This is a genomic window from Luteibacter sp. SG786 (assembly GCF_011759605.1).
Taxonomy (GTDB): domain Bacteria; phylum Pseudomonadota; class Gammaproteobacteria; order Xanthomonadales; family Rhodanobacteraceae; genus Luteibacter.
The window spans coordinates 2,286,034-2,307,581 of sequence record NZ_JAAOYX010000001.1; the positions used below are offsets into that span (position 1 = coordinate 2,286,034).

At 65.7% G+C, this 21,548-nt stretch carries 18 protein-coding genes and 3 tRNA genes; 11 read left to right on the forward strand and 10 right to left on the reverse strand.

Annotation, left to right across the window (positions count from 1 at the left end):
• Positions 1-2 precede the first annotated feature (2 nt).
• Complete coding sequence (locus FHS47_RS10475) at positions 3-227, forward strand: RNA-binding S4 domain-containing protein (protein WP_167026656.1); 225 nt, start codon at positions 3-5, stop codon at positions 225-227.
• Positions 228-328: 101 nt separating this feature from the next.
• Here the strand turns inward: FHS47_RS10475 and FHS47_RS10480 are convergent, their stop codons facing one another.
• The 5 genes from FHS47_RS10480 to lexA all read right to left on the reverse strand — a co-directional run bounded on the left by FHS47_RS10480 (position 329) and on the right by lexA (position 6,831).
• Positions 329-601: a hypothetical protein gene (locus FHS47_RS10480; protein ID WP_167026659.1), complete on the reverse strand. Its 273-nt coding sequence runs from the start codon at positions 599-601 to the stop codon at positions 329-331.
• A gap of 218 nt (positions 602-819) precedes the next feature.
• Positions 820-3,969 (reverse strand): error-prone DNA polymerase, encoded by a 3,150-nt coding sequence (locus tag FHS47_RS10485; RefSeq protein ID WP_167026662.1) that lies wholly within the window; start codon positions 3,967-3,969, stop codon positions 820-822.
• A gap of 120 nt (positions 3,970-4,089) precedes the next feature.
• Positions 4,090-5,499 carry a DNA polymerase Y family protein gene (locus FHS47_RS10490; RefSeq protein ID WP_167026665.1) on the reverse strand — a complete coding sequence of 470 codons (1,410 nt, stop codon included), beginning with the start codon at positions 5,497-5,499 and terminating at the stop codon, positions 4,090-4,092.
• 73 nt (positions 5,500-5,572) lie between these two features.
• Positions 5,573-6,202 (reverse strand): translesion DNA synthesis-associated protein ImuA, encoded by a 630-nt coding sequence (imuA, locus tag FHS47_RS10495; protein WP_167026668.1) that lies wholly within the window; start codon positions 6,200-6,202, stop codon positions 5,573-5,575.
• A 2-nt stretch (positions 6,203-6,204) separates the two neighbouring features.
• The gene (lexA, locus tag FHS47_RS10500) at positions 6,205-6,831 is read right to left on the reverse strand and encodes a transcriptional repressor LexA (protein ID WP_167026671.1); all 627 of its coding nucleotides are present in this window, start codon (positions 6,829-6,831) and stop codon (positions 6,205-6,207) included.
• Positions 6,832-6,937: 106 nt separating this feature from the next.
• On the opposite strand from lexA, the gene FHS47_RS10505 reads away from it, so the two are divergent.
• From FHS47_RS10505 to FHS47_RS10515, 3 genes are read left to right on the forward strand one after another with little or no spacing between them, the layout of a single operon-like run.
• Positions 6,938-8,056 carry an MFS transporter gene (locus FHS47_RS10505; protein WP_167026674.1) on the forward strand — a complete coding sequence of 373 codons (1,119 nt, stop codon included), beginning with the start codon at positions 6,938-6,940 and terminating at the stop codon, positions 8,054-8,056.
• 19 nt (positions 8,057-8,075) lie between these two features.
• Positions 8,076-8,696 (forward strand): HAD family phosphatase, encoded by a 621-nt coding sequence (locus FHS47_RS10510; protein WP_167026677.1) that lies wholly within the window; start codon positions 8,076-8,078, stop codon positions 8,694-8,696.
• Positions 8,693-9,463: a DeoR/GlpR family DNA-binding transcription regulator gene (locus FHS47_RS10515; protein ID WP_167026680.1), complete on the forward strand. Its 771-nt coding sequence runs from the start codon at positions 8,693-8,695 to the stop codon at positions 9,461-9,463. Before FHS47_RS10510 ends, FHS47_RS10515 begins: the two co-directional genes overlap by 4 nt.
• Before the next feature lie 161 nt (positions 9,464-9,624).
• Here FHS47_RS10515 and ppsA read toward each other — a convergent pair whose 3' ends face one another.
• Entirely contained in the window at positions 9,625-11,997 is a 2,373-nt protein-coding gene (ppsA, locus tag FHS47_RS10520; protein ID WP_167026683.1) for a phosphoenolpyruvate synthase, read from the reverse strand.
• A 190-nt stretch (positions 11,998-12,187) separates the two neighbouring features.
• Between ppsA and FHS47_RS10525 the strand changes: the two genes are divergently transcribed.
• Together FHS47_RS10525 and FHS47_RS10530 are read left to right on the forward strand one after the other, a co-directional pair.
• Positions 12,188-13,003, forward strand: coding sequence for a pyruvate, water dikinase regulatory protein (locus tag FHS47_RS10525; RefSeq protein ID WP_167027908.1), 816 nt, complete (start codon positions 12,188-12,190; stop codon positions 13,001-13,003).
• A gap of 30 nt (positions 13,004-13,033) precedes the next feature.
• A complete protein-coding gene (locus FHS47_RS10530; protein WP_167026686.1) occupies positions 13,034-13,498 on the forward strand; it encodes a DUF1249 domain-containing protein in 465 nt (154 codons plus the stop codon).
• 188 nt (positions 13,499-13,686) lie between these two features.
• On the opposite strand, the gene FHS47_RS10535 is transcribed toward FHS47_RS10530, so the two are convergent.
• The 3 genes from FHS47_RS10535 to FHS47_RS10545 form a co-directional block, all read right to left on the reverse strand.
• Positions 13,687-13,763: transfer RNA gene (locus FHS47_RS10535), tRNA-Asp, on the reverse strand.
• 71 nt (positions 13,764-13,834) lie between these two features.
• Positions 13,835-13,910 (reverse strand) — tRNA-Glu (locus FHS47_RS10540).
• Positions 13,911-13,921: 11 nt separating this feature from the next.
• Positions 13,922-13,997 (reverse strand) — tRNA-Ala (locus FHS47_RS10545).
• A gap of 203 nt (positions 13,998-14,200) precedes the next feature.
• Between FHS47_RS10545 and FHS47_RS10550 the strand changes: the two genes are divergently transcribed.
• The 5 genes from FHS47_RS10550 (at position 14,201) to FHS47_RS10570 (ending at position 19,293) form a co-directional block, all read left to right on the forward strand.
• Positions 14,201-15,961, forward strand: a complete 1,761-nt coding sequence (locus tag FHS47_RS10550; protein ID WP_167026689.1) for a cation:proton antiporter — start codon at positions 14,201-14,203, stop codon at positions 15,959-15,961.
• 164 nt (positions 15,962-16,125) lie between these two features.
• Entirely contained in the window at positions 16,126-16,890 is a 765-nt protein-coding gene (locus tag FHS47_RS10555) for an FKBP-type peptidyl-prolyl cis-trans isomerase (protein ID WP_167026691.1), read from the forward strand.
• A gap of 152 nt (positions 16,891-17,042) precedes the next feature.
• Positions 17,043-18,392: a UDP-glucose/GDP-mannose dehydrogenase family protein gene (locus FHS47_RS10560; RefSeq protein ID WP_167026694.1), complete on the forward strand. Its 1,350-nt coding sequence runs from the start codon at positions 17,043-17,045 to the stop codon at positions 18,390-18,392.
• On the forward strand, positions 18,385-18,597 hold the full coding sequence (locus FHS47_RS10565) for a SlyX family protein (protein ID WP_167026697.1): 213 nt from the start codon (positions 18,385-18,387) through the stop codon (positions 18,595-18,597). The genes FHS47_RS10560 and FHS47_RS10565 overlap by 8 nt, the downstream gene beginning before the upstream one ends.
• Positions 18,598-18,618: 21 nt before the next feature.
• The gene (locus tag FHS47_RS10570) at positions 18,619-19,293 is read left to right on the forward strand and encodes a DUF2058 family protein (RefSeq protein ID WP_167026700.1); all 675 of its coding nucleotides are present in this window, start codon (positions 18,619-18,621) and stop codon (positions 19,291-19,293) included.
• 167 nt (positions 19,294-19,460) lie between these two features.
• Here the strand turns inward: FHS47_RS10570 and FHS47_RS10575 are convergent, their stop codons facing one another.
• On the reverse strand, positions 19,461-21,518 hold the full coding sequence (locus FHS47_RS10575) for a 3-hydroxyacyl-CoA dehydrogenase NAD-binding domain-containing protein (RefSeq protein WP_167026703.1): 2,058 nt from the start codon (positions 21,516-21,518) through the stop codon (positions 19,461-19,463).
• Positions 21,519-21,548: the final 30 nt, after the last annotated feature.

The following is a 21,548-nucleotide window of genomic DNA, read 5'->3' on the forward strand; positions in this document are numbered from 1 at the left end:
ACATGGCATTTCACGAGTTCCGCCTCGAAGGCGATTACGTCGAACTAAACCTGCTGCTGAAGCTGGTCGGCATCGCCGCCAGCGGCGGCGAAGGCAAGCGCCTGGTCGCCGATGGCCTCGTTGCCGTCGACGGCGTGCAGGAATTGCGCAAGACGTACAAGGTGCGCGCCGGTCAGGTGGTGACTATCGGCGATGAGGAAATCAGCGTGCTTCCGGAAGTGGACTGACTTTTTCCGTTGAAGTCGCTGGGTGCCTGCCTTCGCAGGCACGACGTGAGGTGTACCGTCGCCCCTGCGCAGGCAGGAGCCCAGCGACTTCGTTCCCAGGATTACATGCCCGAAGTGGACGACTTCGCCGGCTCGGACGTGGCGCCTTCCTTCTTCATCTTGTGCTTCTTGTGGGTGGACTTCATGGCGCCGCCTTCTTCCGACTTCATCGAGCCGTCGCTCTTCTTCATGGAGTCGTGCTCGCTTTGCATGTGCGTGGCGGCGGTGGACGACGGCGAGGGAGCGGTCTGCGGTGCAGCGCTCTGGGCCAACGCGGCACCGCTCACGGCCATACAGCCGGCAAGCATGGCGACGATCAGTTTCGTATTGCGCATGACGGATCTCCTGGAACAGATGGCGCCTTTGGGAAAGATCGCGATGCCCGGCGCAGTGGACATCGCTCACCGGTAAGACCGGACATGGAGCGGTGTGCAGACGCTATCCCCTTTGGACCCACTTTGGTCTTCGCAAAGCAGCAATTCTTAGGTGACCATTCAGGAGAAAATTAGGCAGCGTTAAGCGACGGCGGCGGTGTGGCACATCGTTGAAACGCTCAATGGAAGTCGCGGGAGACCGAGCCGAGTTCCGGCAGTAGCTCGCTGAAGTCGTGGAGACGGTGGGCGACAAGGTGACGTACGCCATCGATGGCCTGCCACTGCCCGTCGACAGCCAGCAATACCGCATCGAGCAGGGCATGGCGGCAGGCTTCGGCTACCTTTGGGCGAACAATGACGTTGACCTGGCCGGTTTCGTCTTCCAGCGTGACGAAGGTGATGCCGCTGGCGGTTTGCGGGCGTTGGCGCACGGTGACCAGGCCGGCATGACGCAGCCAGGTGCCGTTGCGTTCGTTCTGGAGGTCGCAGGCGCGCCACGCGCGTCGGGCCAGCAAGTTCTTGCGAATGAGCCGCAGGGGATGCGAGGCCAACGACAGGCCGTGGGTGGCGTAGTCGGCGAACACATTTTCGGCAAGCGTCGGCGGTCGAAGGGCGGGACGTGTTTCCGCGACGGCGTCGATCAAGGGCAAGCTGCGTTCGATGCCCGAGCTTTCCCAGCGGGCGCGATGGCGGTGGCCGCTGAGCACGCGAAGCGCGCCGGCGTCGGCGAGTCGTTCCCGCTCGAAACGGGTGAGGCCGGCGCGGCGGGAAAGATCGGCAAGGTCGCGGAAGGGGGCTTCTGCGCGCGCGGTGACGATGCGCTCGCCCAGGCCGGCGGACAGGCCCTTGACGAGGCGCAGTCCGAGCCGCAGGGCATGCTTGCCGGGATGCCCTTCGATGGGCTCGAGTGTGCAATCCCAATGACTGGCCGTGACGTCCGGTGGCCGTACCTGCACGCCGTGCCGGCGTGCGTCGGCCACGAGTTGCGCGGGTGCATAGAAGCCCATGGGCTGGCTGTTGAGCAGCGCGCAGGTGAAGATTTCCGGGTAGTGGCATTTCAGATAGGACGACGCATACGCGATGAGCGCGAAGCCTGCCGCGTGCGATTCGGGAAAGCCGTAACTGCCGAAGCCTTTGATCTGGTCGATGATCTGCTGGATGAACTCGGACGAGTAACCGTTCTTCGCCATGTTCCGGCGGATCTTCCCGTCGAATTTCTCCAGCCCGCCGCGCCGTTTCCATGCGGCCATGGAGCGGCGCAGGTGGTCCGCTTCGTCCGCGCTGAAGTCCGCCACCTTTTGCAGGAGCGCCATGACCTGCTCCTGGAAGATGGGCACGCCAAGGGTGCGCCCCAGTACTTCCTTCACGTTTTTCTCGTAGACGATCTCGTGTGGGGGCAGCTTGCGCCGCTCCAGGTAGGGATGAACCATGCCGCCCTGGATGGGGCCGGGGCGAACGATCGCCACCTGGATCACCAGGTCGTAATACTCCCTGGGTTTGAGGCGAGGCAGCATGGACATCTGCGCGCGCGATTCGATCTGGAACACGCCGACGGTGTCCGCCTCCTGGATCATCGCGTAGGTGGCATCGTCGTTGTCGGGAATATCGGCCAGCCGCCGGTAATCCGGTCCGCCCTGCGCGCGCAGCAGGTCGATCGCCTTGCGCATGCACGTGAGCATGCCCAGGGCGAGGCAGTCGACCTTGAGCAGTTTCATGGTTTCCAGATCGTCCTTGTCCCACTGGATGATGGTGCGGTTTTCCATCGCGGCGTTTTCCACTGGTACCAGATGGTGCAACGGCGTGTCGGAAATGACGAAGCCGCCGACATGCTGCGAGAGATGCCGTGGCATGCCCACCAGTTCGTCCACCAGGAACATGAGCTGGCGTATGGTGCGGCTGCCGACATCGAAGCCGTGCTCGCTCAGGCGCTCGACGATGGAAACATCGCCATGGGCATGCGAATAGGCGCGGCTGAGCTGGTCGAGCTGGTCTTCCGAAAGCCCCAGCGCACGGCCGACGTCGCGCGCCGCGCTCTTGCTGCGATAGCTGATGACCGTGGCGGCGAGGGCGGCGCGCTCTCGCCCGTATTTGTCGAACACGTACTGGAGGACTTCCTCGCGGCGTTCGTGCTCGAAGTCGACATCGATATCCGGCGGCTCGTCGCGTTCGATGGAAATGAAGCGCTCGAACAGGGTGGAGACGCGGGCAGGGTCCACTTCGGTGATGCCCAGGCAGAAGCAGACCACCGAGTTGGCGGCCGAGCCGCGCCCCTGGCAAAGGATCTGCTTTGAACGCGCGAAGCGGACGATGTCGTGCACGGTGAGGAAGAAGGCTTCGTACGCCTTGTGCGCTATGAGAGCCAGTTCCTTTTCAATGCGCTCGGCGATGGCATGGTCGAGGCCTTCGGGCCAGCGCGTTGCGGCGCCTTCATAGGTCAGGCGGCGCAGGTGGGCGGCATGGTCGAGGCCTTCCGGCACCAGTTCCCGCGGATAGACGTAATGGATCCTGCGGATATCGAAACCGGTGCAGCGTGCGGCCACGACGAGGGTTTCCTCCACGAGGTCGCGCGGATAGATGCGGGCGATCGTTTCGCGCTTGCGCAGGTGCCGTTCGCCGTTGGGAAAGAGGGCATGCCCCGCTTCGGACAATGGCTTGCCGATGCGGATCGCCGTCATCACGTCTTGCAGGGCGCGACGGTTCCGCTGGTGCATGTGGACATCGCCCGCGGCCACGCAGGGCAGGCCATGACGCTCGCCGATCTGGCGCAGCGCGGCCAGATCGGCGCCGTCGTGCTGACCGCGGTGCAATTCCACGGCGAGCCACGCACGCCCCGCGAAATGCGTCGCCACCCAGGCGGCGCGCGCTTCATGCGTCGTCGCCTCCGTGGCGGTGTAAGGGCCTGGGGCCCATAGCAGGCATACGCCCGGTCCAAGCGCCTCGAGATCGCTGCGATGAAGTTCGTAACGGCCCTTGGCCGCACGCCGCCGGCCGAGCGTGATCAGCCGGCACAGTTCCGTGTACCCGGCCTCGTCTTCCACCAGCAGGACCACCACGGTGCCGTCGGAAAGGCGTAACTCGCTGCCGACGATCATCGGAAGACCGGTTTCCAGCGAGGCTTCCAGCCCGCGCACGATGCCGGAAAGCGAACACTCGTCGGTCACGGCCAGCGCGGAGTAGCCGATGGCTTTTGCCCGTTCGAACAGTTCCCGCGCGCTGGACGCGCCGCGCTGGAAGCTGAAGTCGCTGAGCGCGTGCAGCTCCGCATAGGCGGGGACATGGGTGTCCTCGTCGTTGGCGGGAAGCCGTTGGGTCGCGTTGATGAGCGGCATGGAGAGCAAATGTGGGAGCCGCTTCAGCGGCGATGGGAGCTTGCCGTGTTCTGGCCCGCTGGCGCGGGATCGCCGCTGAAGCGGCTCCCACAGGAAGCTTCTGTTCGAAAACACGACATCTCACGCAAACCAGCCGTGCAGCATCCAGCCGTCGAGCGTGCCGGGCGGCAGGTATGCCCATGCGTGCTGTCCTTGCGCGGTGCGCACGATGTAGTAGTCGCGGCGCGTGTCGCCGCCGTCCCACCAGCCGCTTTCGATACGTTCGGGGCCGGCGAGCACGGCGGCCGGTTCCGGTCGCATCGGTTGCGGCCGCCGCAGCAGCCAGAGAGGCCGGCGCTGGCGCGGCGACGACACCGTGTCGGTGGGCTTGCCATAGCGGGAGGCATATTCGGGACGGTGATCGGCGACCAGCGCGATCTGGCGCAGCGCCGCGTCGCCAAGGCGCGCGCGCAGGCGTTCGTCGAGGGTGGGCCAGTCCAGGCCGTCGCCCCGCACCGGCTCGAACAGGTCGCGCACGGGCGGCCGGAACACCGGCAGTTCGGCGGCTTCCAGTTCGATAGCCCGCGCGGGAGCGGGCAGGGACGCGCGCTCCAGGCGCGTGCGGGCCAGTTCGAACAGGCGCTCGGCATCGCGCTGCGGCGCGGCCATGGCCACGACGACGTGCGTGGTTTCGCCCCGGGCATGTTCGAGGGCGAGCGTGAAGCGCTGCACGCCGCCGTCGCGCGCGGCAAGCAGGTTGGCGAGCGAGCGGGTGAGGCGGCGCAATGGAAAGAGCAGTGGTTGACTGCCGTCCAGTTCGGCGTCGAATTCGATCTTCTGCCGGAAGCTGGCCGGCGGCTGCCAAGCGGGCAATACGTCGGAGGCATGCCCTTGCACGCGGTCGAGCCAGTTCACGCCCTCGCGCCCGATGCGCCGGGTGAGTTCGGGACGCGGCAGGCGGATCACCTCGGCAAGACGGCGGAAGCCCATCGCCTGCAGCGACGTCACGGTCGCGACGGGCAGCCCGCTCTGTGCCAGCGGCAAGGCGCCGAGCATGCGTCGCACGCCTTCGTGGTCGGGCAACACCATGCCGTCCGCGCTGGCGGCGAAAACCCAGGAGGCGGCGGCGAACGGCGTTGCCGCCAGCGTGTGCGCGTGGCCTTGCCCGACGAGGCCGCTACGCAATCTTTCGGCCAGCACGGGCCAGCCGTCGAACAGACGCAGGCTGGCTCCGACTTCCATCAGGAGCGCATTCGGCGGCACGAGGCTCACATGTCCACTGAACTGGTAGCACCAGGCGGCCAGTTCGGTGAGCAGGCGTTCTTCCGCGTCGGGATCGCGGGGGCGTACTTCGAGAGCGGGACACAAGGCGCGCGCAGCGGCGAGGCTTTGTCCGCGACGAACGCCGAGTGATGAGGCCTCGGCGTTCGTCGCGGCAATCAGGCGCTGGCGCGCCTTGTGGTCCAGCAGGGCGGAGGGGCCTGCCTCCGGGGTCGCGGCAAAGGCGGCGGAGAACGCCAGGCCGGGAAAACGGAGACAGGCCCAAAGCATGGCTGCGTAAGGAAGGCGACGACGGTGCGTCCGTCATGACGGCGTGGATGAGGCGGCGTCATGAAGGCTTCCATCAGGCCCGCATGCGCAGCAGCGGAGCGGTGGTGGTCAGCAGACCCCGTGACTTGAGCACGTCCACGTAGGTGGCTTCGTCGCTGTTGCTGACCTTGAGGCGAAGCGCGGCCGGACTGTTCTGTGCGGCGTGCTCGGCGGACCGGAAGAGCATGGCGCAGGCGTCGCCGCTTTCGGCGGCCAGCTGCAGCCGACGCAGGCTGCGGTAGTCGATGTCGGGCAACCAGCCGACCACCGCGCCGCAGCAGCCCGAACGCAGGCACTGTTCCATGCTCCATGCGGCCTCGGTGCTGCCGGCGTGGATTTCATGCAGGAAGCGCAGGTCGACGCCGGCCGCCGCGAGGGCGGGCGCATAGGGCAGATAAGGCGGTGCCACGAAGATCACCCGGCGATGTTCCTGGGTAAGCGCGGCCAGCGCGGGCATGACCAGATCCAGTTCGCCCAGGCCATCGTGTTCGTACAGGATTTCGCTCAGCGCGCCCTGCGGCCAGCCGCCGCCGGGAAGCTTGGCGTCCAGCGAGGTCCAGCCCGTAGCCAGGGCGCGCACGCGCGGCTGGCGATCGGCTGACCGGCGCCAGATACCGGGATGGTCGAGCACCTGGGCGAGAGTCGGTGAGGCGATGGCGTTCATGGTCAGGTCCTGCGGATGATGCCGACGTAACGCCCTTCGATGGCGAACGCATGGCGGCGAGGGTCGACTTCGATGGGATCGAAGTCGGGGTTTTCGGGAAGCAGAAGGAGGCGGTCGCGCTCGTGCTTCAGGCGCTTCACGGTCACTTCGTCGTCGAGGCGGGCGACGACGATCTGGCCGTCGTTCGCCGTGGCCGTCTTGTGCACGGCGAGCAGGTCGCCGTCGAGGATGCCGGCGTCGCGCATGCTGAGGCCCACCACGCGAAGCAGGTAGTCGGCGCGCGGGCGGAACAGCGCGGGATCGACTTCGAGCTGCGCCTCGATGTTCTCTTCGGCGAGGATGGGCGAACCCGCGGCCACACGGCCGACCAGCGGCAGGTCGTTGGCGGCGGCGATTCCCCGATAACCGGTGTCGCCCGCAGGCAGGCGCAGGCCGCGGTGCTGCGGCGAGCGTTCCAGCACACCCTTCCTGACCAGCGACTCCACACAGGCCTGGGCGGAGCTGTGGCTGGAGAAGCCCAGAGCCTCCGCGATTTCCCGCAGCGTGGGTGGGAGGCCCTGGCTCTGCAGGTATTCCCGCAGGAAGGCGAGGGTCTTTTGCTGACGCTCTGTAAGGGTAGGTGTCGACATGCGTACATTTGTACAGATGTACGAGGCGCGGTGCAAGTGGAAAATTGTTTGCACGTTGTTGCACGATTACGTACAGTGATGCGCATTCGTTCCACGAAGGAAACCTATGCGTCCCGCCCGCGCCACCCGACTCATCTTCTTGCTCTCCGGCATCGGCATGGCCAGTTGGGCGCCCATGGTTCCTTATGCGAAAGCCAGGCTGGGCCTGGACGAAGCCACGCTCGGCCTCGTGCTGCTGTGCATGGGCTTCGGCGCGGTGATGGCCATGCCCCTGGCGGGCTTCCTCACCCACCGCTATGGCAATCGCGACGTGATCGGCGTCAGCGCCTTGCTGGTTTGCGTGGCGTTGCCGTTGCTGACGATGGCGCCGGATGCGTATTGGCTGGGTGCGGCGCTGTGGTTCTTCGGTGCGTCGCTGGGCGTGGTCGACGTCGCCATGAACGCGCATGCGGTGGATGTGGAGAAACATGCCGGCAAGCCGATGATGTCGGGCTTCCATGGCCTCTTCAGCGTGGGCGGCCTGGTCGGTTCGGCCGGCATGGCGGCCTTGCTGAAAGCCGGCATGCCGCTTACCAGCGGCGCGCTCGCCGTATCCGGCGGCTTGCTGGCGATCGTCGCCACGCAATGGCGGCACTTCATCGTCCGCCTGCACGACACGGACGAAAAGCATTCCATCTTCCGCCTTCCTTCCGCCGCGGTGCTCCTGCTTGGCTTCCTCTGCCTCGTGGTGTTCCTCGCCGAAGGGGCGATGCTGGACTGGAGCGCGGTGTTCCTGCGTTATTCGCGCGGCTTCGATCCCTCGCTCGCCGGCCTGGGGTACGCCGCTTTCTCCATCGCCATGGCATGCGGACGCCTCCTGGGTGATCGCATCACCGCCTGGGTGGGGCCGGTGACGATCGTCCGTGCCGGCGCCTTCCTCGCCGCGCTGGGTTTCTTCCTCGCCACGATGCTGCCGTGGGGGCCTGCGGCGCTCCTGGGTTTCGTGCTGGTCGGCATGGGCGCGTCGAACATCGTCCCCGTGCTGTTCAGCGCGGCGGGCCGTCAGCCGCGTACCTCGCCGGGCATCGCCATCGCCACCGTCACCTCGCTGGGTTATGCAGGCATGCTTGCCGGCCCTGCGGCCATCGGATTCGTCGCCCAGCACAGCAGCCTCTCCGCCGCCCTTGCCGGCGTGGCCGTGCTGCTCGTCGTCGTCTCGGCCTGCGCGTCCATCGCGCGGCGCTGACGCTTTCTAGGAGCCAACCATGCACAACAAACGCGATGTCGTGATCTTCGATTTCGGCGGAGTCCTCATCGACTGGAACCCGCGCTACCTCTACCGCAAGCTGTTCGGCGACGACGAGGCAGCCATGGAGGCATTCCTCGCCGAAGTCACCACGCCGGAATGGAACCTGCAACAGGATGCGGGCCGTTCCTGGGACGAAGCGGTTCGCCTCCTCACCGAAGAGCATCCGACCAAGGCCGAGCTCATCGCGGCCTATCAGCATCGTTGGGAAGAAACACTCGGTGGCGCCATCGACGACAGCCTGCATATCCTGCGCGAGCTCAAGGAAGCGGGGCATCCGCTCTACGGCCTCACGAACTGGTCGCAGGAAACCTTCCCCATGGCGATCGAGCGCTTCGACTTCCTCTCGTTGTTCGACGGCATCGTCGTATCGGGTGAGGAAGGCATGGTGAAGCCCGACCCAAAGCTCTATAAGACCCTGCTCGAACGCTACGACGTCGATCCCACGCGTGCCATCTTCATCGACGACAACAAGGCGAACGTGGAGGCCGCGGAAGCCCTCGGTATCCATGGCATCCACTTCCATACCCCGGCCCAGCTGCGTGCCGAGCTGGTGGAGCTGGGTTTCCTTCCGCGATGAACGCGACGCCCGAAACCACGCTTCCGCGCGAGCGGCAGCAGTTGATCCTCGAGCGGTTGGGGCGCGACGGCAAGGTCGTGGCCGCCGACCTGGCACACGAATTCCGTGTCTCGGAAGATTCCATACGCCGCGACCTGCGCGATCTGGCTTCGCAGGGTCTGTGCCGCCGTGTGTATGGCGGTGCCTTGCTCATGCAGCATGTGGCACCCCTGGACGAGCGGCATCGCGAGCGTTCGGAACTGAAGCGTGCCCTCGCGCGCGTGGCGGCGGGGCTGGTCGGGGAAGGGCAGATCCTGTTCGTCGACGCCGGTTCCACCAACACCGCGCTGGCCAAGGCGCTGCCCGACAACCGTGGTCTCACGGTGGTGACCAATGCGCCGGATGTTGCGCTGGCCGTGCTCGGACGACCCGGCTTCGAGGTGATCCTGCTGGGTGGACGTGTGGATGCGCGCATAGGCGGCGCGATCGGATCGCGCACGGTGCGGCATGCGCAGGACATTCGCGCCGACCTCTGCTTCCCCGGCGTATGCGCGATCGATCCCGAACGGGGGCTGTGGACCTACGACGAGGAGGAAACCGTGTTCAAGCAGGCGATCATCGAAGCCAGCGGGGAAACGGTGGCGATCGCCACGCCCGACAAGCTGGTGGCTTCGGCCACGCATCACACGGCCCCGGTGACCGCGATCGCGCATCTGGTGGTGTCCGCCGATACGGACGCGGCGGTGGTGGCGCGCTATCGCGCGGCAGGTGTCGCGGTGCACATGTAAAGAGGCCCTGTCGTAAACAGGGCCTTTGCTTCATGTGGGAGCCGCTTCAGCGGCGATGGGTGCTTGCGGCAAGTTTGCCCGCTGCCGCGGGATCGCCGGCATAGCCGGCTCCCACAGGGAAGGCCCTTTTCAGTGGGCCTCCCAACAAGGAAGGCTCTTTCTCAGCCCGCCTTTTTCTTCGCCAGCCGCAGCCAGGTATCGACCACCGTGTCCGGATTCAGCGACATCGATTCGATGCCCTGTTCCATCAGCCATTCGGCAAGGTCCGGATGATCCGACGGGCCCTGGCCGCAGATGCCCACGTACTTGCCCTTTTCGCGCGCCGTGCTGATCGCCATGGCGAGCAGCTTCTTCACCGCGGCGTCGCGCTCGTCGAACAGGTGGGCGACGATGCTGGAATCGCGGTCGAGGCCGAGGGTGAGCTGGGTCAGATCGTTCGAGCCGATCGAGAAGCCGTCGAAGATGTCGAGGAATTCGTCGGCCAGCAGGGCGTTCGAAGGCACCTCGCACATCATGATGACCTTCAGGTCGTGCTCGCCCTGGACCAGGCCGTTCTGGCGCAGCACCTCGATGACCTTGCGGCCTTCGTCGAGCGTGCGCACGAACGGGATCATCACCCAGACGTTGGTGAGACCCATCGTCTCGCGCACGTACTTCACCGCCTTGCATTCGAGCGCGAACGACTCGGCGAAGCCCGGATCGACGTAACGGCTGGCGCCGCGATAGCCGATCATCGGGTTTTCTTCGTGCGGCTCGTAGCGCGAGCCGCCGAGCAGGCCGGCGTATTCGTTCGACTTGAAATCGGACAGGCGCACGATCACCGGCTTCGGATGGACCGAGGCGGCGATGGTGGCGATGCCTTCGCCGAGACGGTCGACGTAGAACGACACCGGGTCCTTGTAGCCCGCGATGCGCGCATCGATGCGGGCCTTGGTTTCCGCGTCCTGCTTCGCGTATTCGAGCAGTGCCTTGGGATGCACGCCGATATGGCTGGCGATGATCATCTCCAGGCGCGCAAGGCCGATACCGGCATTCGGCAGCATGCCGAAGTCGAACGCGCGCTCCGGGTTCGCCACGTTCATCATGATCTTCAACGGGGCTTCCGGCATGGCCCCCAGGTCGGCCGTGATGCGGTCGAACTTCAGGGTGCCTTCGTAGATGGTGCCGGTGTCGCCTTCGGCGCAGGAAACCGTGACGTCGGCACCGTCGGGAATGGCCTCCAGCGCGTTACCGCAACCGACCACCGCCGGCACGCCGAGTTCGCGCGCGATGATGGCGGCATGGCAGGTACGGCCGCCGCGGTTGGTGACGATGGCCGAGGCGCGCTTCATCACCGGCTCCCAGTCGGGGTCGGTCATGTCGGCCACCAGCACGTCGCCGGGCTGCACCTTGTTCATGTCGGACAGCGAACGGATGACGCGTGCCTTGCCGGCACCGATCTTCTGGCCGATGGCGCGGCCTTCCGTGAGCACCTTGCCCTTTTCACCCAACTGGAAGCGCTCCAGCGTGGTGGCGTGCGAGCGCGACTTCACCGTTTCGGGGCGGGCCTGCACGATGTACAGCTTGCCGGTGTGGCCGTCTTTCGCCCACTCGATGTCCATGGGGCGGCCGTAGTGCTTCTCGATCACCAGGGCCTGGCGCGACAGTTCTTCCACGTCGGCATCGTCGATGCAGAAACGGTGGCGATCCTGCGCGGGGGTTTCCTCGATGCGCACGCGCTCGCCCGGCTGGTCGGAATAGACCATGCGCTGCTGCTTCGCGCCGAGGCTGCGGCGGAGCACCGCCGGCTTGCCCTCGCGCAGGGTGGGTTTGAAGACGTAGAACTCGTCGGGGTTCACGGCGCCCTGGACGACCATTTCGCCGAGGCCATAGGAGCCGGTAACGAACACCACATCACGGAAACCGGATTCGGTGTCCAGGGTGAACAGCACGCCGGAGGCGCCGACGTCGGAGCGGATCATCAACTGCACGCCCGCGGAAAGGAATACGTCCTCGTGCTTGAAGCCCTGGTGCACGCGATAGGCGATGGCGCGGTCGTTGTACAGCGAGGCGAAGACTTCCTTCACCTTGTGCAGCACGTCGTCGATGCCGACCACGTTGAGGAAGGTTTCCTGCTGACCGGCGAACGAGGCGTCCGGCAGGTCTTCCGCGGTGGCGGACGAACGCACGGCCACGGCGATGTCGCTGGCGCCGGCATCCTTGCAGAGCTTGGCGTAAGCCTCGCGAATGGCCTGTTCGAGGTCGGCGGGCAGGGCGGTGTCGACGATCCAGCCGCGGATCTCCTTGCCCCCGCGGGTGAGTTCGTCCACGTCGTCCACGTCGAGGGTGGCCAGGCGCTCGGCGATGCGCTTCGCGAGGCCGCTCTTCTCGAGGTAGGACTGGAAGGCGTCGGCCGTGGTGGCGAAACCGCCCGGCACGGAGACACCCAGTTTCGCCAGGTTGCCGATCATCTCGCCAAGGGAGGCATTCTTGCCGCCCACCTTGCCCAGGTCGGTCATGCGTAGCGCGTCGAGCCAAAGTACCAGGTCGCTCAAAGGGAAATCCTCACATCGGTTCGTCGGATCGGCGGCGGGCCGCGCTGGAAAATCCGCCTATTGTCGTGGCCGGATCGGCAGCGAAACAAGGCGCGATGCACAAACGTTCAGCGAGCATGGGGGGTAGATTGTCATTGCGGCGTCTTGAGCTAAGGTGGCTTCCATGGACCACCCGCAGGGAAAACGCCCGATGCGCCGCACCGTGTTCTTCATCTCCGACTCCACCGGCATCACGGCCGAAACCATCGGCAACAGCATGCTGGCCCAGTTCGAGGGGGTGCAGTTCGATACCCACCGGCTCCCCTTCATCGACAACCCGTCGAAGGCCGAGGCCGCCTGCCTGCGGATCAAGACCAAGTACGCCCAGGACGGCCAGCGCCCCATCGTGGTCAACACCATGACGTCCCGGTCCCTGTGCGACATCGTGGCGGGAAGCGGTGCGCTGATGCTGGATGTGTTCGCCCCCTTCATCGAACCGCTGGAAGCCGAACTGGGCGCCAAGCAGTCGGGGGCGGTGAACCGCTCCCACGGCCTGGTGGATTTCGAACGCTACGAGGCCAGGATCGAGGCGACCAACTACGCCCTGGCCCACGACGACGGCCTGGATGTGGATTACAACCAGGCCGACGTGGTGCTGGTGGGGGTGTCCCGTTCCGGCAAGACCCCCACCTGCCTCTACATGGCCTTGCATTACGGTGTCTGTGCCGCCAATTACCCCCTCACGGACGACGACCTCGACAAGCTGGAACTGCCGACGCGCCTCCGCCCTTATCGCAGTCGGCTGTTCGGGCTCACCATCGACCCCGTTCGCCTGGCGCAGATACGCGAGCAGCGCCGTCCCGGCAGCCGCTACGCCACGTTGAAACAATGCCGTTGGGAACTGGAGCAGGCCGACCGGCTGATGCGACGGGAAAACATACCGGTCCTCAACACCACGCACACGTCGATCGAGGAAATTTCGAGCAAGATCTTCGAATACCTCGGTATCGAGCGCCACATGTATTAACGAGCATCCTACGGAGCCTTCGCCTTACTCATGACTGCCGTCGTCGAACGCCCAACCGCCCTCATTCCGGGACGTTTCGAGTTCCTGATGGGGCTCTATGCCGAGAACTACCACCGCCTGGCGCGATTGTTCGCTCCGCAGCGGCTGGCGCCGGGGCGTTATGTGTCGGACGTGGACGATGGCCTGAAGGTCCTGCTCGAGATCCAGGAAAAACACCCTTACACGCTGGAACTCGAGCTCACCTACGACTTCCTCGACGAGACGACGGGTCAGCCCTCGCCGTCGGCCCAGTTGCGCATGTACACCGACGCGCACGTGGCGGAGGCGATGCATTGCCATCCCGGGCGCAAGCTCACGCATGTGCTGGGGCCGTTCCCGCCGGCGCACACCGTGTTCCAGCATCGCCTGCGCATGAATGGCTTCCTCAGCCGCTGGCTGGAATACCTGGCGGAGCAGGGGCATTCGATCGGGACGCTGTCGCGGGCGGAAAAATAGCCGTGAACTGTGGGGGCCGCTTACCGACAGCCGCTTCATGTGGGAGCCGCTTCAGCGGCGATCCCGCGGCAGCGGGCAACCTTGCCACGAGCACCCATCGCCGCTGAAGCGGCTCCCACATAGAGCGGGCTTGGGCAAACTCCAGGCAAAAAAAATCCGCCGGACGGCGGATTCTTCTTTGGAAGTAATGGCGGAGCGGACGGGACTCGAACCCGCGACCTCCGGCGTGACAGGCCAGCATTCTAACCGACTGAACTACCGCTCCACACTTACGTTCCAACTTCCCAACAACAACCAACTTCCTTAGTCCTTTACACTCTCCGGCGGGCCGGAAAGTGGCGTCCCCACGGGGATTCGAACCCCGGTCGCCACCGTGAAAGGGTGATGTCCTAGGCCTCTAGACGATGGGGACGTACTAGAAGTTGGTGGAGCCAGCCGGGATCGAACCGGCGACCTCCTGCATGCCATGCAGGCGCTCTCCCAGCTGAGCTATGGCCCCCTTGGGAGCCGCAAAGATTACGGCCGGGGCGGGATTCCGTCAAGCATTCATTACACTTTTTTTGAATTTTTTTTCGACGCTTCGGGAATGCCGAGGCCCGGCGAGCACTTGCATGGGACCTCGTTTTTCGCGTCGTTCGCCGATGCACGCCGCGAACGAGCGCGCACGGGTTAACCTGTTCGCATACATCTACAGGGAACCGCATGCACGGCATCGTCTTCATCCAGGACCTCGCCACCGTGATGCTCGTGGCCGGGCTTACCACGGTGCTTTTCCAGCGCCTCAGGCAACCTGTCGTGCTTGGCTACATCATCGCCGGCTTGCTCGTCGGGCCACACACGTTGCCGGTGATCTTCATCCACGACGAAGAGACCATCCGCACGCTGTCGGAGCTGGGCATGATCCTGCTCCTCTTCGCACTGGGTCTGGAATTCAGTCTCAAGAAGCTGCGCGCAGTGGGTGGCGCCGCCCTGGTGGCGGCCTTCGCCGAGATCGTGCTGATGGTGTGGATCGGGTACGAGATCGGCCGCTTCTTCGGCTGGTCGGCCATGGACTCGCTGTTCCTGGGCGCGATGCTTTCCATCTCCTCGACCACCATCATCATGAAGGCGCTCGAGGATCTGGGGCTGAAGCGCGAACGCTTCGCGCAGCTGATGTTCGGCATCCTCGTCGTCGAAGACCTGCTGGCCATCGTGCTGATGGCGCTGCTGACGGGTATCGCGAGCACGGGCGGCGTCGCGGCCGGCGAGGCCCTGGCGGCGGTCGGCAGGCTCGGCCTGTTCATGGCGGTGTCGCTGGTGGTCGGCCTGCTCCTGGTGCCGCGTGTGGTCGACTACATCGCAAAGGTGAGCCGTGACGACGTGCTCCTGGTGGCGGTGCTCGGCATCTGCTTCGGTTTCTGTCTACTCGTGACCGAACTGGGCTACAGCGTGGCGCTGGGTGCCTTCATGATCGGCGCGATCGTGGCCGAGTCGAAGAGTCTGGTGCGCATCGAGCGCATCGTGATGCCCGTGCGCGACATGTTCAGTGCGGTGTTCTTCGTCGCCATCGGCATGCTGATCGATCCGGACCTCCTGCTCGAATATGCGTGGCCGATCACGGTGGTCACCGTCGCCGTGGTGCTGGGCAAGGTGATCACCTGCAGCTTCGGCAGCTTCGTCGCCGGCAACGACGGGCGCACGTCGCTGCGGGTCGGCATGGGCCTGGCGCAGATCGGCGAGTTCTCGTTCGTCATCGCGTCGCTGGGTCTTACCCTCAAGGTGACCAGCGGCTTCCTTTATCCCGTGGCGGTGGCGGTTTCGGCGATCACCACGTTCCTGACGCCTTACCTGATCCGTTCCTCCGACCCTTTGGCCGGCTTCCTGGGGCGGGTGCTGCCGAAACGCGTCACGGGCGTGTTCGGCGCCTATACGGAGTGGATGGGCAACCTGGGCCTGCAAGGGCAGGGCGCTATCGTGATGAAGATGATCCGCCGTCTTGTCTGGCATGTGGTCATCAACACGGCGCTGGTGGTGGCCGTGTTCATCATCGTGGCCTTCGCGTACCGGCGCGGGTTCCTCCATCTCGACCTCCTGACCGACGAGCCCACCGTGCGCCGCAGCCTCGCATGGTCCATGGCGGCCCTCCTGTCCCTGCCGATGATCGTGGCGACCTACCGGAAGGCGGGCGCGCTGGGCATGCTTCTTGCCGAATTGTCCATTCCCGACCGCTTCGGCGCCCGTACTTTCCGGATCCGTTCCGTCCTAGGGCGCATCATTCCGCTGGCCGCCATGGCGGTGATGGGGCTCCTCGTGGCGGCGCTCGCCTCGACCATCCTGCCTCCCCGGGAGGTGGCGCTGGTGCTCATTCTGGTGGGCGTGGGGCTGACCTGGCTCCTCTGGCGGGTGCTGGTCCAGGTTCACGCCCGGCTGCAGGCCGCCATCCGGGACACCCTGGAAAAACCGGGGCAGGACCACCCGGAGTGACGGGTAACCCATTTCTTGAAAGATTCCTGAACTTTTCGTGTGAAAGCCTGTCTCTCGCCCCGTCATTGCAAGCTGGACGCGAACCACCGCACAATGGCGTTTCCGCCTCCACAAGGAGGTGTACCGGCGGCGTCGCCGAATCTTTCCAAGAGAGGGAGTATCGAATGAAGCACTTTTTGCGTCCCACGATGACGGCCGTCGCCCTGGCGGTTGCGCTGGGTACGGCCGCGGGCGCATCCGCCCAGGCCGCCAAGCCGGCTGCCTCCGCGGCACCGGTCGACAAGCAGAAGGCCAGCTATGTCGTGGGTTGGGACCTTGCCAGCTCGCTTCCGCCGCTCGTGGCGAAGGAAGTCGACGCCGCCACGGTCGCCAAGGCACTGCAGGCCGCCCTTTCGGGCCAGAAGCCGACCATGTCGGAAGCCGAAGCCAAGTCCGTTCGCGAAGCGTTCGTCGCCCAGCTGAAGGTCAAGGCCGAAGCCGAGTACAACAAGGTCGCCTCGCAGAACAAGCAGGAAGGCGACGCTTTCCTCGCCAAGAACAAGAGCGCCCCGGGCGTGAAGGTCACGGCGTCGGGTCTGCAGTACCAGGTCGTCCAGGCCGGTACCGGTCAGCGTCCGGGTCCTAACGACACGGTTACCATCAACTACACCGGCACCTTCGTGAACGGCGAGAAGTTCGACTCCTCCGCCGACCACCAGCCGGCCGGCCCGGCGAAGATTCCTCTCGCCGCGGTGATCCCGGGCTTCCGCGAAGGCCTGCAGCTGATGCAGACGGGCGGCAAGTACAAGCTGTTCATCCCGTCGAGCATCGCCTACGGCGCCAAGCCGGAAAACGGCTTCCCGCCGAACGCGACGATCATCTTCGACGTCGAACTGCTCAAGACGGAAGCCACCCCGGCTGGCAAGGCTCCGGCTGACGGCGGCAAGTAAGCACCGGCGTCTTCGGACGTATCGAAAGGGCGCGGAGCGATCCGCGCCCTTTTTTTTGTTTCTCGCCACGAGCGGAGACGCCGGTTTGCTGCCGTCGGGCGGCGGGATACAATTGCCCGTTACGACACGACGTCGAACGCATCGGGAGCTACATGAAAGTCACGATATTCGGCACCGGTTATGTAGGCCTCGTCACGGGCGCCTGCCTTGCCGAAATGGGTAACCACGTGGTCTGCGTCGACGTCGACACGAACAAGGTCGAGCGGCTGAAGGCCGGCGACATCCCCATTTTCGAGCCGGGCCTCGAACCGATGGTGGTGCGCAATCACGCAGAAGGCCGCCTGGCCTTCACCACCGATGCCGCTCCGGCCATCGCCCATGGCGAGGTCGTGTTCATCGCCGTGGGTACGCCCCCCGACGAAGACGGCAGCGCCGATCTTCAATACGTGCTTGCGGTGGCGAAAACCATCGGCGATCACATCGACCGCTACACGGTGGTGGTGAACAAGTCGACGGTTCCGGTCGGCACGGCCGATCGCGTCCGCGCGGCCGTGGCGGATCGACTGAAAGCGCGCGGTGTGGACGTACCTTTCGATGTCGTGTCGAATCCCGAATTCCTGAAGGAAGGCGACGCGGTGGAAGACTGCCTGCGTCCCGACCGCATCATCGTCGGTGCGTCGAGCCAGAAGGCCATCGGCGTGCTGCGCAAGCTGTATGCGCCGTTCAATCGCAACCACGACCGCATGGTGGTGATGGACGAGCGTTCGGCCGAGTTGACCAAGTACGCCGCGAACGCGATGCTGGCGACGAAGATCAGCTTCATGAACGAGATCGCGAACATCGCTGAACACGTCGGGGCCGATGTGGAGCTGGTGCGCCAGGGTATCGGCGCCGATCCGCGTATCGGCTACCACTTCATCTATCCCGGTGCCGGCTACGGCGGCTCGTGCTTCCCGAAAGACGTGCAGGCGCTTGCGCGCACTGCGCATTCCGTCGGGTACGACGCCCGGCTGCTCGGGGCGGTGGAGGCAGTGAACGACGCACAGAAGTCGCGCCTCTTCGCACTGCTCTCGAAGCACTTCGGCGGCAAGCTGAAAGGGCTTACCGTTGCCGTGTGGGGCCTTGCGTTCAAGCCGAACACCGACGACATGCGCGAGGCATCGAGCCGTCGCCTCATGGAGCAGCTGTGGGACGCCGGCGCGCGCGTGCGCGCGTTCGATCCGGAAGCCGCGGACGAGGCCCGCCGCATCTACGGCGAGCGCGACGACCTCGTACTGGTGGAGCGCCCGTATGAAGCCCTGGAAGGTGCGGATGCGCTCGTTATCGTCACGGAATGGAAGGCCTTCCGCAGCCCCGACTTCGCGCGCGTGAAGTCGCTGCTGGCGACGCCCGTGATCGTCGATGGCCGCAACCTCTATGATCCCGCGGCCGTGGAAGAAGCCGGTATCGCCTATTACGGCATCGGCCGCGGCCGTAGCCTGAGCGGACGTGAGCATGTCTGATATAGACGCGCGCCTGACGGAGCTCGAAGTGCGTGTCGCTTTTGTCGACGACACCGTCAATGCGCTTTCGTCGGCCGACGCGGAAATCGCTCGTCGGCTCGATCTGTTGGAGCGGGCCGTGCGCGACCTGCGCTCGGACCTTGTGAACATGCGTGCGGGCCTGGGCAGCGATCCTGCGACCGAGCCTCCGCCGCCGCACTACTGAGTATTTGAACGAGCCCTACCGATGGCAGAGTCACTGCGCGACCAGTTGTTGAAGAGTGGCCTCGTGAAGGAAGTTCACGAGGAGAAAAGGAAGTCCGCGCCACCGTCGCGTCCCGGCAGCGGGGGCTCGGTCAGCGGCCAGCCGTACGCCGGCAACCGGCCGAAGCACGGCAAACCCCAGGGCGGGCGTCCCGGCCAGGGTGGCAAGCCCCAGGGCAGTGGCAACCCGCACGGCAAGGGCGGCCGCCCGCAGCAGGGCGGCAAGGCCGCGCAGGCACCGCGCAAGGACGGCGAGATCGACCTTGCCAAGGCCTATGCCATCCGGGCGCAGAAGGAAGCCACCGAGCGCAAGCAGGCGGAGGCCCAGGCGGCCGAACAGGCTCGTCTGCGCAAGGAACGGAAGCGCAAGGTTGAGGAGCTGCTGAAAGGCAAGGCGCTGAACCTGGCCGATGCCGACCAGGTGCGGCATTTTCCGTATGGAGACAAGATCCGCCGTGTGTACGTCGATGCGAAACAGCTGGCCGCGTTGAACGCGGGCGAGTTGGGCGTCGTGCAGCAGGGCGGGCGTTATCTCGTGGTCGAGAAGACGGTGATCGAGGAACTGCGCGGCATCGCGCCGGAGTTCATCGCGCTGCTGGTCGATCCGAACGCCGTGAACGAGTCCGACGACGGCGTTCCTGACGACCTGATGTGGTGAGGCCCCGTTGCGGGGGCCTCTATTGTGGGAGCGACCAGGTGGGATCCGCCCTTGTGGGAGCCGCTTCAGCGGCGATGGGTGCTTGGGGCAAGCTTGCCCGCTGCCGCGGGATCGCCGCTGAAGCGGCTCCCACATAAAGCTCCCACATAAAACTCTCGCCGCGGGGGTTACGCCGCCGGCGCCGAGAGCTCCGGGTTGTCCCAGCCTTCCTTCCTCGCGAAGCGCGCACCGTGGGCCTGCTCCAGCCTGGCCAGGCGCTCGCGCACCACGGCCACGCCTTCGCTGCGCACGTACTGGATCGGGCCGCCCCGGAACGGCGCGAAGCCCGTGCCGAAGATGACGCCGGCGTCGAGCAGGTCGGCATCGTCCACGACGTTCTCGGCAAGGCAGGCGATGGCTTCGTTGACCATCGGCAGGATCATGCGGTCCTGGATGTCCGCGGGCGCAACGTAATCGGGATCGACTTCCGGCTTGTCCGGCTTGCCGTCCTTCCACACGTACAGGCCTTCGCCGTCCTTCTTGCCGCGCTTGTTGGCGGCGAGTTTTTCTTCCAGGCCTTGCGGAACCTCCAGGCCGAGGAACGGTGCAAGCTCGCGGCCCACGGAAGCGCAGACGTCGAGGCCCACCGTGTCGGCGAGTTCGATCGGCCCCATCGGCATGCCGAACTTCTTGGCCTCGCGATCGAGTACCGGGCCCGGCACACCCTCGTTGTAAAGGCGCATGGCCTCCATCAGGTAGGGCATGAGGATGCGATTGACGAGGAAGCCCGGCGTGCCCTTCACCGGCACCGGCAGCTTGCCGATCGCCTTGCAGAAGGCGAGGGCGCGCTTCTCGATCGCCGGGTCGAGCGCGTCGTGGCGTACCACTTCAACCAGGGGCATCTGCGCCACGGGATTGAAGAAGTGCAGGCCGAGGAAGCGCTGCGGCGCCTTCAGTCCCTGGCGTAGTTCGTCGAGCGGAATGGACGACGTATTGCTGGCCAGGATTTCGTCGGCCTGGAACTGCGGCTCGATGGCTGCGTAGAGGGCGTGTTTCGCCTCGGGATTCTCGAAAATGGCCTCGATGGCGAGATCGGCCTCGGCCACGCCCCTGCCTTCGACGTCGGCACGAAGACGACCCATGGCGGCCTCGACCTTCGCCGGCGCCTTGAGCTTTTTCTCGAACAAGCCGCGTGCGCGTGCGATGGCAGGCTCGACGAATCGCGCCTCGCGATCCTGCAGGGTGACCTGGAAGCCCTTGAGTGCGGACCACGCGGCGATGTCGCCGCCCATCGTGCCCGCGCCGACGACGTGCACGTGCGAGATGCCGTGGTCGACACCGCCGCCCAGGCCTTTCAGGCGTTCCTGCAGGAAGAAGATGCGAATGAGGTTGCGCGCAGTCGGTGTCGTGGCGAGCTTCGCCACCGATTTCGCCTCGAGCCGCAGGCGCTGCTGGATGCTGCCGCCGCCGCGTGCCCAGGTATCGATGAGCGCGAACGGTGCCGGGTAGTGCTCTTTTCGCACCTTGGCGGCAGTCTGCTTGCGCACCATGGGCGCAAGCACGGCACGTGCGAGCAAGGTGTTGGTGGCCCATCCCTTCGCCCGCTGTGCGAACGGACGCGCGACCGGCCGGCGGGCGAGTTCGCGCGCTTCGGCAAGAAGTTCGTCGGGGCGGGCGAGACGGTCGACGAGACCGACGGCCTTGGCTCGCCGTGCGTTGAACGGCTTGCCGGTGAGCATGGCCGGCAGGGCGTCCGGGGCGCCGATGAGCCGCGGGAGACGCGCACTGCCGCCCCAGCCGGGGTGGATGCCGAGCATCACTTCCGGAAGGCCGATCTTCGTGGCGTCGTCGTCGGCCGCAATGCGCAGGCGGCAGGCGAGCGCGAGTTCGGTGCCGCCGCCCATGCAGGCGCCATGGATGGCAGCGACGGTGGGGCAGGGAAGGCGGGCCAGGTTCTCGAACACCCGCTGCCCGTTCTCGATGTTCTCGAGTACGGCGCCAGTCTGCGCGTACTCGACGAACTCGCGGATGTCGGCGCCCACCGCGAAGCCCATCGGCTTGGCGGAATGGATGACGACGCCGCGTGGGGCCTCGATGGCGAGCCTCTCGACGAGGGTGTCCAGTTCGTCCAGCACCTCGCGCGACAGCGCGTTCGCGCTGGAGCCCTCGCGGTCGAGCGTAAGGACGACGATACCGTCGTCGCCCTCGCTGGTCTTCCAGTGCTTGAATCGAAGTCCTTCGAACATGGCGGATCGTGCGGTGGCGAATGAGCGCAC